Genomic DNA, 15,899 nt, shown 5'->3' on the forward strand with positions numbered 1-15,899 from the left:
ACTGAACTCCTTAAATTGCTGGCTCGCGTTTGGCGAATCTGTCATGGGTTGTGGCAACACTTACACGATTTGAACCGTTCAAAACCAGCTCCTCGATCAGTGGCTGCATAATCAACTCCATCGCTAATCCCATCTTGCCGCCTGGGACGACAATGTTGTTGCGACGTGACATAAATGAACCATGAACCATGTTAAGCAGATTCGAAAAATCGACGCCCGTTTTCTTTGGATCTCTAAAGCGAATGACTACCATGCTTTCATCCAACGTAGGAATATCACGGGCGATAAATGGGTTAGAGGTATCCACCATAGGAACACGCTGAAAATTGATATCCGTTAGTGAAAACTGTGGCGTAATAAAGTGCACATAATCATGCATGCGACGAAGAATGGTGTCCGTCACGGCTTCACGGCTGTAACCCCGCACATGTGTGTCACGATGAATTTTCTGTATCCATTCTAAATTCACAATGGGTACCACACCGATCAACAAATCGACAAACCGCGCCACGTTGCTTTTCTCTGTCACCACACCACCATGCAAACCTTCATAGAATAAAAGATCAGAGCCTTCAGGAATGGGTGTCCAAGGCGTAAACGTCCCGACTTTCTGGCTGTGAAGCAATGCTTCTTCTTCATTGTGAATGTAGTATCGACGAAGTGCCGTGCCCGATTCAGAATAGGCTTTAAAGGTTTTTTCGAGCTCAACGAAATCATTGCCATCGGAACCAAAATGACTCAAATTTTTGCCTTTTTCGTAAGCGCGTTTTAGCCGCTCGCGCATCTCGACTCTGTCATAGCGGTGATAACTATCGCCCTCAATCACTGCGGCATCAAAATGATTGCGACGGAATATTTGCTCCATGGCATTTTTCACCGTCGATGTCCCTGCTCCAGATGATCCTGTCACAGCAACAATAGGATGTTTAACTGACATAATTGCACTCCTTGGCGTATTTCTCGTATTTTCAATCTCTAATCCTGATTCAATGGAAAGACGGCGTTAGCTCGCCATTTGCATAACGAAATGCCATGACCTCTAAATTTATTGGCGTGATTTTTGATGCCATTCCTGCGCAACCAAATGCCTCATAGCGTTCTTGACAGAGTGTTTGCATGGCTTGTGTTGCGGCGGACAGAAACTTACGCGGATCAAAATTGCTAGGATTGTTCGCTAGAAAACGTCGCACAGCACCAGTGCTTGCCATGCGAAGATCGGTATCTATATTGACCTTTCGCACGCCATGTTTAATGCCTTCAACAATTTCACTGACGGGAACGCCATAGGTTTCTCCCATTTCGCCGCCATGTTCGTTGATAATTTCTAGCCAATCTTGAGGGACCGAGGAAGAACCATGCATGACCAAGTGCGTGTCGGGGATCATCGCATGTATGGCTTTGATTCGGTCAATGGCAAGAATATCGCCCGTTGGCGGTCGGCTAAATTTGTATGCGCCATGACTGGTACCAATGGCAATGGCCAACGCATCAACCCTTGTTTGTTGAACAAACATTAAGGCTTCTTCAGGATCGGTCAGCAACTGATCGTGACTAAGTACACCTTCAGCACCAGAGCCATCTTCTTCTCCGGCTGTGCCGGTTTCCAGTGATCCCAAACAACCCAACTCACCTTCTACTGACACACCACCAGCGTGTGACATCTCAACGACTCGACGCGTGATATCGGCGTTATATTCATAACTCGCTGGCGTTTTCATGTCTTCCAGCAACGAGCCATCCATCATGACGGAGGTGAATCCTTGCTGAATAGACTGAAGGCAAACGGCCAGTGAAGCGCCGTGATCTTGATGTACCACAATCGGAATAGAGGGCCATTGCTCAACAGCCGCCAACATAAGATGACGTAAAAAGCCTGCGCCAGCATAAGTTCGCGCCCCAGCCGATGCTTGCAAAATGACAGGACTGTCACACGCTTCTGCGGCCTGCATGATAGCGTGAACTTGCTCCATGTTATTCACGTTGAACGCCGGAACACCGTAACTGTGCTCGGCTGCGTGGTCGAGTAATTGCCTTAAGCTGATCAATGCCATTATTCTCTCCTTGCTGCTGTATTTGAAAATTTTTATCTGAAAATAGCCTCTGTCATATTGTATTAATCATTACTATTAACTTATTTGGATTTTATTTTATATTTAATGAATAGATGACGAACTGGTTTAAAATAAAAACTTTTAAGCAATATGCATTCCCCTAGTGAAATCACAATAAGGGGGAAACGTCACTCACACCAATCAGGAATAACAAAGATAAGGATAAGTTACACTTATAAGTCATGTGGGTATGGGTTTATATGGCTTAAAATCAAAGACTTGATAATCCACCAGCACAGTGGGAATTCACTTTTGTCTAATGTGGGATGATAAAAACCCTCCTATATAAATCAATAAGATAGTGATAAGCACCTCTCAGAATATATATCACCACCCTACTCGATATTAATATTTATCGTAGGTATAAGTAGATGCTATTTCACTTCAATCTCTTTATCGCTAACAATTAAACCAAGCCAACAAGTGGATGGCGAAACAGTCTCCAAATACATAAAAGGAAAATATTTATGGCTAAAAATTATCAAGCTGGCGTAAAGGATTATCGCGATACATATTGGATGCCTGACTACATACCCGCAGATACTGATATTCTCGCCTGCTTTAAAATTGAGCCTCAACCGGGTGTCCCTCGCGAAGAAGCCGCAGCGGCAGTTGCGGCAGAATCATCAACAGGTACGTGGACAACGGTATGGACAGATCTACTTACCGATCTCGACTACTACAAAGGACGTGCCTATGCCATTGAGGATGTGCCAGGAGACGATACCGCTTTTTATGCTTTTGTGGCTTACCCCATCGATCTGTTCGAAGAAGGCTCAGTGGTCAATGTGCTGACTTCTCTCGTGGGTAACGTATTTGGCTTTAAAGCACTGAGAGGTTTGCGCTTAGAAGACGTGCGCTTCCCAATTGCTTATGTGAAAACCTGTGGCGGACCGCCAAATGGTATTCAAGTTGAGCGCGACAAAATGAACAAATATGGACGCGCCCTGCTTGGCTGCACGATTAAACCAAAACTGGGTCTATCCGCCAAGAACTACGGACGAGCTTGCTATGAAGGCCTACGCGGAGGGCTTGATTTCACCAAAGATGATGAGAATGTTAACTCTCAACCCTTTATGCGCTGGCGTGATCGATTCGAATATGTTGCGGAAGCCATTCATCGCGCTGAGCGAGAAACTGGCGAACGCAAAGGACATTACCTCAATGTTACCGCCGCTACACCAGAAGAAATGTACCGCCGTGCCGAGTTCGCCAAAGAACTCGATATGCCCATCATCATGCATGACTTCCTGACGGCAGGTTTTACCGCCAACACGGGTTTAGCTAACTGGTGTCGCGAGAATGGCATGTTGTTGCACATTCACCGAGCGATGCACGCCGTATTAGATAGAAATCCGCGTCATGGTATTCACTTTCGGGTGCTATCGAAATGTCTTCGTCTATCAGGCGGTGACCACCTTCACTCAGGAACCGTGGTGGGTAAACTCGAAGGAGACAGAGAAGCGACGCTGGGTTGGATTGACATCATGCGTGATCGTTTTATTAAAGAAGATCGCTCACGAGGTATTTTTTTCGATCAAGATTTTGGTTCTATGCCCGGCGTATTACCCGTGGCTTCAGGGGGAATCCATGTATGGCATATGCCGGCGCTGGTGTCGATTTTCGGTGATGATGCCATCTTCCAATTTGGTGGAGGCACACTCGGTCACCCTTGGGGTAATGCAGCAGGTGCAGCGGCAAACCGTGTTGCATTAGAAGCCTGTACGCAAGCGAGAAACGAAGGCCGTGAACTTGAGCGCGAAGGGAAAGACATTCTTACCGCCGCCGCCAAACATAGCCCGGAATTAAAAGCGGCGATGGAAACATGGAAAGAGGTCAAATTTGAATTTGATACCGTCGACAAGCTGGATGTCGTTCATGCCTGATCCTCTGTCGATTATGCATAACGTGAAGAGTGACAATACCAAGCATTAAAGGAGCCATACCATGAGCGAAGTGATGGATTACCCGTCGCGTTTGACGGACAAACATAGCCGAAAATTTGAAACGTTTTCTTATCTGCCGCGGATGACCGCCGAGCAGATCCGTCGACAAGTGCAATACATTGTCAGCAAAGGTTGGAACCCTGCTATTGAGCATTCGGAGCCAGAGGAAGCCAGTGGTGCGTATTGGTATATGTGGAAGTTGCCGATGTTTGGCGAAACTGATGTGGATACCATTCTCAACGAGGCACAGCTTTGCCATAACTTAAACCCTGATCACCACGTGAGATTAGTGGGATACGACAACTTGGCGCAAAGTCAGGGGGCATCGATGGTGATTTATCGGGCCCCTGGTTTCGAATAGCCAATTTTTTCATGATAAGTCCTTTTGACTGGGCAGAGCATTCTATCCACTCCCGTTCTGACCCAGTCCTTTTTCCCGCCAAGATGACATCACAACACGGAGGCCAGTAATGACTCAACCAATACAAGCGATGCCTTCGCATCATCAATACACCATTGACAAAGAACCCTACTATCAGGAAGCAGGTAACGAAATTACGCTTTATCAAGCCGCCTATCAGTCCCGTATTCCTATGATGCTAAAAGGTCCTACAGGCTGTGGGAAAACGCGTTTTATTGAACATATGGCATGGCGTTTAGGTAGACCATTAATCACCATTTCCTGCCATGAAGACATGACGGCTTCTGATCTTATTGGCCGCTACTTGCTTGATGCTAACGGAACATATTGGCAAGACGGTCCGCTTACCCTCGCTGCTCGTATAGGCGCAATTTGTTATCTCGATGAAGTGGTTGAAGCTCGGCAAGATACCACGGTCGCGATTCATTCGCTGACAGACTATAGGCGATCGCTATCGTTAGAAAAGAAAGGCGAACTGTTAACCGCTCATCCAGATTTCCAGCTGGTGATTTCTTACAACCCCGGCTATCAGACCTTGATGAAAGATCTGAAAACGTCCACCAAGCAGCGCTTTGCCGCGTTGGAATTTACCTATCCTGACGAAGAAACCGAAATGCAGATTGTCTGTCACGAAACCGGCATTGACCAAGATACAGCGCGTCGGCTCATTCAAATCGCGCATCATGCCAGAAACTTAGTGGGACATGGGTTAACCGAAGGCATTTCTACACGGCTTCTGGTTTACACCGCTCAACTGATCTCTCAAGGGATACCTGCTATTTCAGCGTGTCATATGGCCCTGGTTCGTCCATTGAGCGATGACCCTGATATTCGTGAGACCTTGGATGCGACCGTATCGGGATGCTTCTAACTGAATAAGTGGGTGATTGAGGGAGCGAATACCATGACAAACGAGCCAGTTTTATCTATTCATCAAACCAAGGCAATATTGCAAAGCCATGGTGCCCTTAACACGCTTGTAAATGAAGCTCTAGACAATGCTCAACGCTTACTTAGTCCTGATGAGTTGCGACAATATTTGAGTGAAACTGAACAATTTATCGCTAATAAACAATCAAATATATTCATTCAAGCTTGGGTTTGTTCTATCCCTAACGTTTATCAATATCCTCATGGTGACACAAGTGACAATGTCACTAAGAACGTTCTACATAGCTTGTCTGAACTTGGTAAATGGGTCAGTGCAGAGCGATTGATTCAGTTTCTGGAGTCCTTACCGAAGGTAGCGCCCCACGTAAACTCAAGGGAAGAATTCACTGCATATTTGGCGCTCATTGAAACGTTGGCTTTAAAGGCGCCACGCAATCTAAAAACGCTATTGGACAATGCGCCGATGTTGTTAGATGTGTTGCCCTTATCTGGTTTCAAGTATTGGGCTAATTTTGGGGTAAACGCCCATGCAAACAATGCTGCGGCTATTGATGCTTACTTTTCATTATCATCGACAGAAAGCCAAACCGTGTTTCAACAACAACGTCGTGGGACACTATTTTCTGACATTCAGCGACAATTACAGTTTTTCTTACGCGCCGTTTGGGGTAAAGAATTCTTCATGCGGCCTATTGCCAGTTGCTATACGGCCATTAGCAATATTGATAGATATGCCATTGAAGATTCAACAAACGCGAAAGTAGATTCGGGTGTTATTAGCAACGCTGGTGCCACGATTGAAAATGGCGTTATTCTTCTGCCGGATGCTATCGATTGCGATGACCATTCAAACTCACCGTCATTGCCTTGTCGCAAATCAGAAAAGCAAGTGTATCGCGCGATGGCAGCCCATTGTGCAGCTCATCTTCGATATAGCCGCCCTCGTGTCAGTAAAGAGTACAACGCCCTTGAACGTGTATGCATTGAATTGTTTGAAGATGCCCGCGTTGAAGCATTGGCGATACGGATATTCCCGGGTCTTAAATCACTGTGGTTAGGGCTTCTCCGTCAATATTCGCCGCTGCCTTCAATACGACAGTCTCCACAACAGTCTTCAAACCCTAAGTTAACGCTTCAATGTATCAGCGTCGCTTTACTCAATATGGACATTGAAGAAACAAACCCTCACCCGCTCGTTGAGTTATCACTCAGAAAATTCACAGCATTGATGAAGCGTGACATGCCTGATGGGCACTTTGAAGGTATTGAACAGTTAGGCTGCTGGCTGGCTCGTGAGCTTAAGGTTATAGATGAATGTGAAAGGTCAGTCGCCCCATTCTCATTGCGCCCATTAATCGTCTATCGAGACGACAATCAATACCTTTGGCGCCAAACAACTGCTGATATCATTCGGTGGGAGATCCAACACCAACGTCAGGTTAAACGAACGGTCTCTGTCATGGAGATGGTGAACGAAATTGACTGCGAATTGGCAGATGAAAACGCGCAAGAAATTTGGGTGCTGGAATCTGAGTTTTTCCGAGATGGCGATCCGGAAAATGTCAGCATGAATGAACAAGAAGCAAAAGAACGGACCTCTCCGCCATTTCTCTATCCAGAATGGGACTACGGTTTAGACGCGCATCGTCCTGCATGGGTAACCCTCACAGAGAGACGCGTACCTAAGGGTAATGCTGAAGATATCGACCGTATTATTGCCAAACGTCAAATCTTGGTACGAAGAATTAAAGCTATGGTTGAAGCGCTGCAACCTAAAGGCTTAATTCGGTTACGCAAGCAATATGAAGGCGATGGATTGGACCTAGACGCGGCCATTGAAGCCATGAAAGAGCTTAGACGTGGCGCACTGCCAGACATGAACATTGATCTGCGCCTTAAACGCCAAGAACGAGACCTCGCTGTATTGGTACTACTCGACCTTTCACAATCAACACTTGATGCTATCCCCAACGACATTGAGAGCCGCACCATTCTCAATGTCGCTCAAGAAGCTACGGTCATGTTGGCAAGCGCACTAGATGGTATTGGTGATGCGTTTGCCATACACGGGTTTTCATCAAATGGAAGGCATGATGTCCAATATCAGAGAGTGAAAGACTTTGAAGATGAATACGATGATGCTGCCAAATCACGGCTAGCGGGCATAAAAGGCGGCCTATCGACACGCATGGGCGCAGCGTTGCGTCATGCCAAAACATTTTTGGCTCAACAACCACAACGTAAGAAACTACTGTTATTGGTAAGTGATGGAGAGCCTGCCGACATTGATGTTCGTGATCCGCTTTATCTTCAAGCCGATACCCGACGTGCAGTCGAGGAGCTTTGCAGTCAGGGCGTCATTCCCTATTGCCTGACGATCGATCCGAACGCGGACAATTATGTCTGTCAGGTCTTTGGGCAAGGTCATTACACTGTAGTGGATCGTGTGACGCAACTGCCCGATGTTCTTCCAAATCTGTTTGCCTCTCTTACCAAGCGAGCGGGTTAGAGAGCGTTCTTTTCAGTACATAGGGAATGACTGAAACAACACGTGCGGATTAAGACAAGGACGTATTATGCATCTGACCCTGCGACAACTGAACATCTTCCAAGCGGTAGCAACGCACTCTAGTTATACACGAGCCGCCGAAGAGCTACATCTCACGCAACCCGCTGTGTCTATGCAGATTAAGCAACTCGAAGACAACATTGGCTTGGCCTTGTTTGAGCAGCTAGGTAAATCCTTGTTTTTGACGGAAGCCGGCGAAGAACTGCTTGGCTATTGCGAGCGGATATCTCAGCAACTGCGTGATGCAGAAGATGTCTTTGATAGCATGAAGACGCTTTCTACTGGCAAGTTGAATATTACCGTCGCCAGCACAGCCAATTACTTTGCTGCGCGTTTACTCGCTTCGTTTTCCCAGCAACACCCTGACATCAAACTCAGTCTCAAAGTGACCAATCGAGAAAACCTTCTGAAAGATCTCAAGAGCAATGGCTGTGATTTAGCCATTATGGGAAAGCCACCAGAAGAGCTTGAATTGAACGCGACGGTATTTATGGAAAATCCCCTTGTTGTTGTCGCGCCAGTTAATCATCCACTTTGCCAAGAAACCAACATACCGCTGTCACGCATTGCTAGAGAGCCCATGGTCGTTCGTGAGCAAGGTTCAGGAACACGTTTTTCCATTGAGCGTTTTTTCCACAATCACGGATTATCGTTAATTGTCGCGGCAGAAATGAGCGCGAGTGAGGCGATTAAGCAGGCAGTATCTGCGGGATTGAGTTTGGGGATCGTGTCGAGTCATACCATTGAGCTTGAGTTAGAGGCAAACCGACTGAAGGTACTTGATGTTGAGAATATGCCGATAATACGGCACTGGTATCTGGTGCATCGAAAAGAAAAGAAACTGTCTCCGATTGCGATAGCGTTTAGAGATTACTTACTGCGGGTTGCACCAGATCTGTAGTGACATCAGACCAAAAAGCATCATAAAAACCCTAACTTAATGTATTAAAATACAAAAATAGGTGACAACGTCACTAATAAACAGGTGAGATGCGTTCAAATTATTCCTAAAATAACCTGACTGAATCGCTTAGGTTGTAGCATGACTAGGCACGTGACGTTGTAACGCCCGTCTAAGCACGACAGAGCGGATTGGCTTGGTAACGAAATCATCCATCCCTGCTTGAAGACACTTCTCTTTATCTTCATTCATGGCATTAGCCGTAAGTGCAATAATCGGCAATTGACATCCTTTCGCACGAAGCTGCTTTGTCGCCTCTATGCCGCAAAGCACTGGCATCGACATATCCATTAAAATAATATCAAACTGGGTTTTGTCCTCGTCGATCATATCAATAGCCTCTTGACCATTGTTTGCCACTACAACGTGATGACCCGCTTTTTCCAGCATCAATTTGACGACCATTTGGTTTGCTTTGCTGTCTTCTGCAACCAATATCTTCATTGGCTTCAATTTGCTCTCTTCCGACTTGTCTTTGTGTACGATTTCTTGTGGCAACGGTTTGATCAAAGGAATATCAATATAGAACGTCGTACCCACACCCGGTTGACTGTCAAAGTCGATAGACCCTTTCATCATCGATACCAGTTTCTTACAGATAGAAAGGCCTAACCCTGTCCCACCGTATCGGCGTGTGATACTGCCATCCGCCTGAGTAAAAGGCTGGAAGATATCTTTCTTCCTATTATGGCTTATGCCTATGCCCGTATCTTTTACGGCAAGCTTGAGTGTGTTCCCCTCGGCGTGCATGAAAACCTGCACTTTTCCTGTCTCAGTAAACTTGACTGCATTGCCTACAAGGTTCAACAATATTTGCGTAAAACGGTTCCCATCTTGATAGATGAGCTTGGGCACGTTGTCAGCAACCTCAACGTCCAACTTGATGTCTTTGCCCGAAGAGACTTCTTTCAGTTGATTAAACACCACCGTGACGCTTTCTCTTGGATTGATGTTCTCTGGGTGCAAAGCAAACCGATCTGACTCTACACGCGATAAATCGAGTACGTCATTGATAATCGTCAGAAGCAGTTGGGCAGACTTGTCCATTTGTAACACCCACGTTTCTTGCTCTTCATTGATGGGGGATTGTTGTAGTGCATCCAACAACCCCATCACGGCATTGAGGGGCGTGCGGATCTCATGACTCATCATCGCAAGAAACTGAGATTTTGCCGCGTTAGCAGATTCTGCTTGCTGCCTGGCTTGTTGCAGCTCATGCAGACGCTGCTTCCGTATCGTGATGTCTTTTGCGGTGCCCCGAAAACCCATACAGTTTCCGCGTTTATCATAGTAAGGGCGACCAGAAAGGCTTATCCATTGCTCCGCCCCTTGATTGTAGACTTTCCACTCGACTTCAGAGAATGGCTCCTCTACTTGAATTAAATCGAGCAGTTTATTTTTGACGTCAGGTTGTCGATTGAGTTGACCCATGATCGCCTGAGGCTCGGCTGATAACGATTCGTTGGATGGAGAAGAGAGATACGTAAACTGAAGATTGTTATTAATTTCCCAGAACCAATCACCGGCTGTTTTTGCGAAGTCCCTAAAGCGCTGACGACTCGCTGTCAATTCTTGCGTCTTGACCGAAACGAGGCACTGCAAACGCTCTCGATAGTCGATATCAATAATGGTGCGTTCAATCAACGGGCGAAAACGCTCGATAACTTGCTGCGCTTTGGTATCAAAACCGCCCCTATCGGAAGAAAATAGCAATAGTATTGATTCGCTGGCGTTGACTGTCATACCAGTGATCAGGGTAGACCGGCAGGATTCAAAATCTATCGGCTCCAACAAGCTAAATTCTTGAACACGCTCCGGGGCATATAAAATGACAGTCTGACCGTTCACGCAACGTGAAAATGTTCCACCATCTCGCCAATGAAATTTCTCCACTTCATGAGACGTCGACACTAAACAGGAATACCTGTCTTCGGTATCTTTGTTACGCGTAAGCACCAAAGCATTATCAAACGCGACATAACGTTCAATCACTTTAAGTAGCGTATTGAACACTTCAATTTTATTGCTGGCACCAGACATCGCAGAGATCGCCGAAAGGATGGCGCGATTCTCTTCTTTGAATTTATGCTCTCGTTCTTCAACGCGATTTAATTCAAATAACGTTTCCTGTAACTTCTCTGATACAGCGCTTGTCATAACTCATCCTTGTGAAACAAAACTGCAGAGATCATCAAATTTCCATGAGCAATCTCTCCTCCAAGAAACTGCCCTTGCTCACCAAACGTAAATGGGCAGATGAAAGGAGCTTGGTGCATAGACAAACTCATGTTCGCCGCAACATCGTTCAATGAATCTCTTACGTGGAGCATACACCCTGCACAATAAATGGCGATGCCTCCGATTGGATCACGGGGATTTTTGTCATGGTCATTGGCAGAATCAACAACGCGACCTGCACGGGAAACCAGCATTTCTGTGGTTCCAGACATAAAATGTACGGTTTCACCCTCACCAAGGTTACAGAACATTTGGATGCCACCGTCCTCCGACACAGACGCAGGATGCGAGAGTGTGTAATACGGCATGCCATGGATTGTTCCCGTTTGTCGACCTAAGGGGAACAAGGTTGACTGAGCGAACAAATCGTCGTTATCAATGACTCTTCCTGTCGCGTTCTGAAACCAGTTTGCATAAACCTCTGCGGCAGGCTGACCGTTTAATTCCAACAAGGTTCTGCCGTCTATTCGTGTTGCCACAGCACTGTCCCCTAGAGAGGCATACCCACTATGGAAAGAATAGCTCACCCGAGCAGACGGAAAAAACACCGCCATGGCTATACCATTACTCGTGACGTTGTCACTATCAAACAGTGACCAATTGCCGCTCACTCCATCATCGGCAGCGGTACCACCGATAATGGGGACGTTTACGCCTAACTCACTGGTGATCGCGCGGAGTATGGTCTCTTCATGTCCTGGCGTGGTATGAAGTGTGATAAGCGCAGGGAGCTCTCCAGGACGCCCACTACTATCAATGGCGCGTTGGAGCACTAGCTTAGCTTGCAAAAACACGTCGTTTTCTGAGGATAAATTGCACAGCGCGCTGCCATAAGCACCAAATTCATCTTGAACTGCCCAAGCTGCAATGTTGTGGTCACCCACATATCCTTTATCTGTCATCGTGCCTCGGCATGACGAACACCCAATGATATAGGTGTCAGGAAATTGCTTCTTAAATTCATTTTTGATGCTTTGGACGTCTTGGGTTTCGGTGTAGTAGACAAGCATTAGCGAAGGAGACGAGATTTTCTTGCGAATCTCTTCCTTGATGGCCTTGACGGCAGAAGCGGCATTTAAATCGGTAGACGACGATGTCGCAATTCTCATGGGTGATTTCTATAGTGTTGCGGCAATTAAATTAATAATAGCGTTCTCCCTTCTGCTATGACCAGTCTTTCGCTTCATTCTTTTCGTTTAATCACTGAATTCTCTATTAATAGACGATAGAATTGCGACATTGTAAGTCAAAATTTTGCTCGCGATGGACAGCCAGCTATATCTCGTCATTAATACACAGCAACCTCTTGGTCAACGTATAAGCAAGCGATTGGCCGAAAAAGGAAATATCGTCGTCTATCTGACTGATGACGATCAAGAAGGCTATGCCATTGCGGCAGAAGAACCTAGGGTGCGTTACCGCTATTGCTCACCGAAGAACCAAGCCATGCTTGCAGAAGAAATAGAGTGGACACAACGCTGCGTATCATTAATCGATGGCATTGTGGTCATGGTCTCAGAGTCCGAAATCGAAGACATTCGGATGCCACTTGATGAGCGATTTTTTTCTTGTGCTCGACCTCAAAATACTTCCTCAGAACTTTCACAAGAGCCGCGGCAAGAACTCTGCATTACTTATGTCATTGTTGCTCAGAAGCCTCAAGCGCCCGACTCACTTAAAGCATTACATTTGGCTTTGTGTTCACGCGCCCATGATGACGAAAAATGTAATGGATTTAGAGTCAACTATGTTTTGGTGTCGTTAAATGACAAGGACGAAGAGGATAACGACACAACACAGAGCGATATTGCAACGAGTGCGTCAAATCTAACACACTACTTGACCTCACAGCAGGCTAAAGCGGTACATAGACAAGCTTTCTACTTTAAGAATTCCTCAGATTGATTTGCAGTAAAAAAGCCATCTGTCGCTGCTTTTTTACTAGATTCAGTCAATTCGATCAAAATAGTCATCCAATAGCCAAAATGTTAACTTAAATCGCACAAACATTAATTTAATGTTAAAAGTTAATTTCTATTTGATCTTGATCAATGTGCAAAATGAATTTATGCGCTGCCCCATATTTAACACTGTCAGGTAAAGCATAAATATAAGCACGTTTATTACCCATTACGACGACTTCATGCGCAATCAAAACACTATTATCTGAATCTACATTCACTTGCAAAGACGACGGTGTTGCTGGTGAGAAAACCACCACAGAACCCCCTGCATCCCCTTGTTTATCATATTGAATATGAACCTTTTCACCTTTCAGTGAAACTTGGCATTTATCCGCCAACATCGTGCAAGTAAGTGTGTTTTTTGAACTAGAATAGTCAATGGTTCGCCAAACAAAAGCAGCAATAAGTACAGCCATAACGACTAATATTTGTATTAAACGAGCGGTGGTTAATTTTTCTGCAGCCATAAGATCTTTACTTTTCCCGTGTTACAGAGCTCAAAGTTTTAATATAAATGTTACCTAAGGGTAAACCGTCTGTGGGTAGAGGCCTGTATTTAACTGATTAAGTGAAGTATTATCGATACCGAAAATGCCACTTTTACAAAGAAATAGCAATGGAATGCATCAAGTGGGTATAAATCAATCACTATTCGCATTGCATTGCTCCTGGGTGGCATTGTGACGTAAAAGTCACGTTGTTTTTACGTGAGTGTAGTAATCAAAAAGTGGAAGCATGCAATATGAGCCAAGATAAGCAGCTTGAACTGGAATACAACTACCGCGTTGTCCGTCAATTTACCCTAGTAACAATATTGTGGGGCATTGTGGGCATGGGTGTTGGTGTTCTCATTGCATCTCAGTTGGTATGGCCCGCGCTAAACTTCGATATTCCTTACCTGACATATAGCCGACTAAGACCACTGCATACCAATGCAGTCATCTTTGGTTTCGGTACAAGTGCATTGTTCGCAACGTCTTACTACGTTGTTCAGCGCACATGTCAAACGCGTTTATTCGGAGGCAAGCTGGCTGAGTTTACCTTCTGGGGTTGGCAAGCAGTTATTCTGTCTGCAGCAATTTCGTTACCGTTGGGTTATACCACCAGTAAAGAATATGCAGAATTGGAATGGCCAATCGATATCTTAATAGCGGTTGTATGGGTCGCATACGCTGTGGTTTTCTTCGGAACCATGATTAAGCGAAAGACATCCCATATTTATGTCGCGAACTGGTTTTTCGGAGCCTTCATCCTAACCGTTGCGGTGTTACATATCGTCAACAGTATGGCGATCCCTGTTTCAGGCATGAAGTCTTATTCGATTTACGCCGGTGCCATTGATGCCATGATTCAGTGGTGGTACGGACATAACGCCGTAGGTTTTCTTTTGACCGCTGGCTTCTTGGGTATGATGTATTACTTCGTCCCTAAGCAAGCAGGTCGCCCAGTTTATTCCTACCGTCTATCGATTGTGCATTTCTGGGCGCTAGTATCGCTCTACATTTGGGCGGGTCCTCACCACCTGCACTACACCGCACTTCCAGACTGGACTCAGTCTTTGGGTATGGTTATGTCGATCATTCTGTTTGCTCCTTCTTGGGGTGGCATGATCAACGGTATCATGACGCTATCTGGTGCTTGGCATAAACTTCGTTATGACCCAATCCTTCGCTTCTTGATTGTATCTCTGTCGTTCTACGGTATGTCTACGTTCGAAGGGCCAATGATGGCTATTAAGACAGTGAATGCCCTATCCCACTACACTGACTGGACCATTGGTCACGTACACTCAGGTGCTTTAGGCTGGGTTGCGATGGTATCGATTGGTGCTGTTTACCACCTTATTCCTAAATTGTTTGGTCAAGAGCGTATGTACTCTTTGAGCCTAATCAACGTTCACTTCTGGCTCGCAACCGTCGGTACTGTTTTGTATATCGTCGCGATGTGGATTTCAGGTGTAATGCAAGGTCTGATGTGGCGTGCGGTGAATACTGACGGAACATTGACTTACAGCTTCGTTGAGTCGCTGGAAGCTTCTTACCCGTTCTATTTTGTTCGCTTTGTTGGTGGGGTTATCTTCCTTTCAGGCATGTTTTTGATGGCATACAACGCCTACAAAACCATCACTGCGCCGGAAGCTAGCTTGAAAGCCATTGAAGAACCCGCATAAGGAGACCAACGAATGAGTTCTAGTCGTCATGAAATTGTAGAGAAGAACGTTGGTCTTTTTGCAATCTTAACGATCATTGCGATCAGCTTGGGTGCATTGGTGGAAATAACCCCTCTACTGTACCAAAAGCAAACCACTGAACCTGTCGACAACCTGCGCCCTTACACGGCTCTGGAAATGGAAGGTCGTGATATCTACATCCGAGAAGGTTGTAACGTTTGTCACAGCCAAATGATCCGTCCATTCCGTGCCGAAACAGAGCGCTATGGGCACTACTCTGTTGCTGGTGAAAGCGTTTGGGAGCATCCATTCCTGTGGGGCTCTAAGCGTACTGGTCCAGATTTGGCGCGTGTTGGCGAACGTTACTCTGACGAGTGGCATCGCGTTCACCTAATCAACCCACGTGCGGTTGTGCCTGAATCAAACATGCCAGGTTTCCCTTGGTTAGCTGAAAATGTGTTAACTGGGGATCTGACAGAGAAAAAACTGACGGTTTTCCGAGACATGTTTGGCGTGCCATACACGGATGAGCAAATAGCGAACGCGCAAGCTGACGTTCAAGGAAAAACAGAGATGGATGCGTTGATTGCGTATCTACAATCTCTCGGCCATGCAATGAAGTAAGGGA

At 45.8% G+C, this 15,899-nt stretch carries 13 protein-coding genes; 8 read left to right on the top strand and 5 right to left on the bottom strand.

Features of this window, described 5'->3' with window-relative positions:
- Positions 1-10: 10 nt before the first annotated feature.
- Together AC3CIC_RS08035 and fba are read right to left on the bottom strand one after the other, a co-directional pair.
- A complete protein-coding gene (locus tag AC3CIC_RS08035) occupies positions 11-937 on the bottom strand; it encodes a phosphoribulokinase (protein ID WP_017002759.1) in 927 nt (308 codons plus the stop codon).
- 49 nt (positions 938-986) lie between these two features.
- Positions 987-2,051 carry a class II fructose-bisphosphate aldolase gene (gene fba / locus AC3CIC_RS08040; RefSeq protein ID WP_488514263.1) on the bottom strand — a complete coding sequence of 355 codons (1,065 nt, stop codon included), beginning with the start codon at positions 2,049-2,051 and terminating at the stop codon, positions 987-989.
- A 527-nt stretch (positions 2,052-2,578) separates the two neighbouring features.
- Here fba and AC3CIC_RS08045 point away from each other — a divergent pair.
- The 5 genes from AC3CIC_RS08045 (at position 2,579) to AC3CIC_RS08065 (ending at position 8,839) form a co-directional block, all read left to right on the top strand.
- Positions 2,579-3,997, top strand: a complete 1,419-nt coding sequence (locus AC3CIC_RS08045) for a form I ribulose bisphosphate carboxylase large subunit (RefSeq protein WP_488514264.1) — start codon at positions 2,579-2,581, stop codon at positions 3,995-3,997.
- Between the two features lie 61 nt (positions 3,998-4,058).
- Positions 4,059-4,418 (top strand): ribulose bisphosphate carboxylase small subunit, encoded by a 360-nt coding sequence (locus AC3CIC_RS08050; protein WP_016962143.1) that lies wholly within the window; start codon positions 4,059-4,061, stop codon positions 4,416-4,418.
- 109 nt (positions 4,419-4,527) lie between these two features.
- The gene (locus AC3CIC_RS08055; protein WP_488514265.1) at positions 4,528-5,349 is read left to right on the top strand and encodes a CbbQ/NirQ/NorQ domain-containing protein; all 822 of its coding nucleotides are present in this window, start codon (positions 4,528-4,530) and stop codon (positions 5,347-5,349) included.
- Between the two features lie 33 nt (positions 5,350-5,382).
- Entirely contained in the window at positions 5,383-7,878 is a 2,496-nt protein-coding gene (locus tag AC3CIC_RS08060; RefSeq protein WP_488514266.1) for a nitric oxide reductase activation protein NorD, read from the top strand.
- Between the two features lie 67 nt (positions 7,879-7,945).
- Positions 7,946-8,839, top strand: a complete 894-nt coding sequence (locus AC3CIC_RS08065; RefSeq protein ID WP_016962140.1) for a LysR family transcriptional regulator — start codon at positions 7,946-7,948, stop codon at positions 8,837-8,839.
- Positions 8,840-8,968: 129 nt separating this feature from the next.
- Here AC3CIC_RS08065 and AC3CIC_RS08070 read toward each other — a convergent pair whose 3' ends face one another.
- Together AC3CIC_RS08070 and AC3CIC_RS08075 are read right to left on the bottom strand one after the other, a co-directional pair.
- Complete coding sequence (locus AC3CIC_RS08070; RefSeq protein WP_488514267.1) at positions 8,969-11,056, bottom strand: ATP-binding protein; 2,088 nt, start codon at positions 11,054-11,056, stop codon at positions 8,969-8,971.
- Entirely contained in the window at positions 11,053-12,246 is a 1,194-nt protein-coding gene (locus AC3CIC_RS08075) for an FIST signal transduction protein (RefSeq protein ID WP_488514268.1), read from the bottom strand. The genes AC3CIC_RS08070 and AC3CIC_RS08075 overlap by 4 nt, the downstream gene beginning before the upstream one ends.
- Positions 12,247-12,466: 220 nt before the next feature.
- Between AC3CIC_RS08075 and AC3CIC_RS08080 the strand changes: the two genes are divergently transcribed.
- Positions 12,467-13,042, top strand: coding sequence for a hypothetical protein (locus AC3CIC_RS08080; RefSeq protein WP_488514269.1), 576 nt, complete (start codon positions 12,467-12,469; stop codon positions 13,040-13,042).
- A 115-nt stretch (positions 13,043-13,157) separates the two neighbouring features.
- On the opposite strand, the gene AC3CIC_RS08085 is transcribed toward AC3CIC_RS08080, so the two are convergent.
- Entirely contained in the window at positions 13,158-13,568 is a 411-nt protein-coding gene (locus tag AC3CIC_RS08085) for a hypothetical protein (protein ID WP_488514270.1), read from the bottom strand.
- Positions 13,569-13,843: 275 nt separating this feature from the next.
- On the opposite strand from AC3CIC_RS08085, the gene ccoN reads away from it, so the two are divergent.
- Together ccoN and ccoO are read left to right on the top strand one after the other, a co-directional pair.
- Positions 13,844-15,271, top strand: a complete 1,428-nt coding sequence (gene ccoN, locus AC3CIC_RS08090) for a cytochrome-c oxidase, cbb3-type subunit I (RefSeq protein ID WP_016962134.1) — start codon at positions 13,844-13,846, stop codon at positions 15,269-15,271.
- A gap of 12 nt (positions 15,272-15,283) precedes the next feature.
- On the top strand, positions 15,284-15,895 hold the full coding sequence (gene ccoO / locus AC3CIC_RS08095; RefSeq protein WP_016962133.1) for a cytochrome-c oxidase, cbb3-type subunit II: 612 nt from the start codon (positions 15,284-15,286) through the stop codon (positions 15,893-15,895).
- Positions 15,896-15,899 lie beyond the last annotated feature (4 nt).

Source organism: Enterovibrio sp. QJM3NY_24 (assembly GCF_057786035.1).

Excerpts from the sequence above, each read along its gene's own strand:
- ccoO (WP_016962133.1), top strand. The coding sequence starts at position 15,284 with ATGAGTTCTAGTCGTCATGAAATTGTAGAGAAGAACGTTGGTCTTTTT.
- AC3CIC_RS08035 (WP_017002759.1), bottom strand. The coding sequence starts at position 937 with ATGTCAGTTAAACATCCTATTGTTGCTGTGACAGGATCATCTGGAGCA.
- AC3CIC_RS08060 (WP_488514266.1), top strand. The coding sequence starts at position 5,383 with ATGACAAACGAGCCAGTTTTATCTATTCATCAAACCAAGGCAATATTG.
- AC3CIC_RS08055 (WP_488514265.1), top strand. The coding sequence starts at position 4,528 with ATGACTCAACCAATACAAGCGATGCCTTCGCATCATCAATACACCATT.
- AC3CIC_RS08070 (WP_488514267.1), bottom strand. The coding sequence starts at position 11,056 with ATGACAAGCGCTGTATCAGAGAAGTTACAGGAAACGTTATTTGAATTA.
- AC3CIC_RS08085 (WP_488514270.1), bottom strand. The coding sequence starts at position 13,568 with ATGGCTGCAGAAAAATTAACCACCGCTCGTTTAATACAAATATTAGTC.
- AC3CIC_RS08065 (WP_016962140.1), top strand. The coding sequence starts at position 7,946 with ATGCATCTGACCCTGCGACAACTGAACATCTTCCAAGCGGTAGCAACG.
- ccoN (WP_016962134.1), top strand. The coding sequence starts at position 13,844 with ATGAGCCAAGATAAGCAGCTTGAACTGGAATACAACTACCGCGTTGTC.
- AC3CIC_RS08045 (WP_488514264.1), top strand. The coding sequence starts at position 2,579 with ATGGCTAAAAATTATCAAGCTGGCGTAAAGGATTATCGCGATACATAT.
- AC3CIC_RS08075 (WP_488514268.1), bottom strand. The coding sequence starts at position 12,246 with ATGAGAATTGCGACATCGTCGTCTACCGATTTAAATGCCGCTTCTGCC.
- fba (WP_488514263.1), bottom strand. The coding sequence starts at position 2,051 with ATGGCATTGATCAGCTTAAGGCAATTACTCGACCACGCAGCCGAGCAC.
- AC3CIC_RS08050 (WP_016962143.1), top strand. The coding sequence starts at position 4,059 with ATGAGCGAAGTGATGGATTACCCGTCGCGTTTGACGGACAAACATAGC.